Raw genomic sequence first — 1,901 nt, 5'->3', positions numbered from 1 at the left:
CCGGCATCACCCCCGGAATCACAAAGTCGGTATGCGTGAACGACTCGTCACCGAGCGCCAAGCCGATTGCGCCGCCCACTCGCGCGGCCGGCTGGCCAATCTCACACGCCCTGCAACCCGACACACCCGGCTTCTTCGCCTTCGCCTCATCCGCACGTACTTCGACTTCGCCCCCGCCATGCTTGAGCTTCGCCTGGTTCGGCGCAGTAGGACTGACCGTTGCCTGAACGACATGCTTCTTGTGTTCGTAAATCTGAACCGCACGGATCAGGAGGTTGAGCATGTACATCAACGTGCCGACATCGTCGCGCGACAGGCTCGCTAGCTTCGCCTTCACCACCGGAATGAAACCGCGCAGTTCGGCTGCAAGGTCGTGGATCACCTTGCGCGCCTGCTGCGGAGCCAACGTCGCCGCGGCATTCAGCTCGGCCTTCACGCCGGCCTTGCCCACCTCCCATACCGCACCGAACAGGTTGTCGATCGTCTTGAGCGGACTGTGCACAAGCGCACTGGCCGACACCTGCGAGGCCTTCTTCTGCGCCGCCTTCAGGCTGGTGTGCGGGTCCGTCAACTGGCCGGCAGCAAGTTTATCGAGTGCGTTCGCGAGGCCTCCCAGCAACTCTTCGGCCTTCTTTCCGCAGTCGGTCAGAATCTCGTTGAGCCGTGCCTTAGCCTGCTCGACGAACGGCTTGAGTTCGCCCATCAGCGTCGCCGTGAAGTGCGCGGCGATCACGGCCACAATAGCGTCAGGCAGCTCCTTCGCGCCTGCCTTCACCGCCTGCCGCACGATGCCGAGCGTCGGACGCAGCGACATGCGCGCAGCCGCTGTGCCCGGCGGAATCGGCAGCACGCCAATCAGGTTGATGCCCAGGCTCGCCCAGTCGAGAATCTGGTCGATCTCGCGGCGCTTCGCGTTATTGCGGTTGTCGACAAGCGTGACGATGTCGCCGCATACATCGACGGCAGCCATGATGTTGCCAAGCACCGGCAACGCCGCCGACACTTCCTTCACACGCTCGAGCGTCACATAGCCGCCGGTGTATTCGCGCAGCCACGCATCGAACCGCGACGCACCCGCGCCAAGGTCGGCGACAAGCACCTGGTTAAGCGGCACGACTGCTGCATCGACCGAAGACTGAATGGATTGCTGGTTAGCCATAAGGGCGGCCTTGTTCGTATTCTGGATCGGGGAAGGGAGGCTCAACCTCCCGCTTCATGGTGCTATGCCGCGCCCGGTGTAGCGGCGTCTGTCGGCTCCCACGCGGGCGGCTTCAGGTAGCTGCCAATGACCCACGGATCGTTCGGGTCGCGCTCGTGCTTCACGCTCACTGCACCGGCGGCCAGGCCGCTCACGATCGCGCGGCCCGACGCATCCAGCGTGCCGCTGTGCTTTGCACCGAGGCTATCCGTCACCGTGAAGGCGCTCTTCTCGACCGGCGAATCCGTCACGTAGTGGCGCAGCACTTCAAGCTGGCCGGGTCCCGACTTCGGGAACGGCGGGAAGCCGCCACCCTGCCCCTTCGGGCCATCGGTCTGGTGGCTGCCCGCATGGATCGTGTGCTCGCCCGCCGTATGCACCGTGTAGCCCTGATCATTGATACGCACCTGCGTATTGCCCGCGTGCAGCACGATTTCCTTCGCCGCATGCAGATGAATGCTGTCGGTCGTGCTCGCAATCTGGACCGACTGCTTTGCCTTCAGGTCGATGCCGTCCGCCTGCGCCTCGATCCGTACCTTCCCCGCAGCCGCGACAAGCGTCATGCCCGCCTTGTGTACGAACAGCGTGAATGCGTTCGACACGCTTGCGAACAGCGAGTGGCCCACCGCGAAGCCAACATGCCGGCCGCTGGTGATGGCAATGTCCTCGTTGCTCGCGAGATGGGCGCTACGCTCGGCGGCCA

General features: G+C 64.1%; 1 protein-coding gene and 1 pseudogene. Both read right to left on the bottom strand.

Features of this window, described 5'->3' with window-relative positions:
• Positions 1 to 1,159 (bottom strand): annotated as a pseudogene (locus tag DPV79_RS41360) (RHS repeat-associated core domain-containing protein); the annotation flags it as partial.
• Between the two features lie 62 nt (positions 1,160 to 1,221).
• Positions 1,222 to 1,901, bottom strand: a 680-nt coding sequence (locus tag DPV79_RS41355) for a DUF2345 domain-containing protein (RefSeq protein WP_133295802.1), incomplete at its 5' end; no start/stop codon positions are given.

This window comes from Burkholderia reimsis (assembly GCF_003294055.1).
GTDB classification, from domain to species: domain Bacteria; phylum Pseudomonadota; class Gammaproteobacteria; order Burkholderiales; family Burkholderiaceae; genus Burkholderia; species Burkholderia cepacia.
Note: the sequence above shows the minus strand (reverse complement) of the source record. Positions and strands in the feature narration are given on the sequence as shown.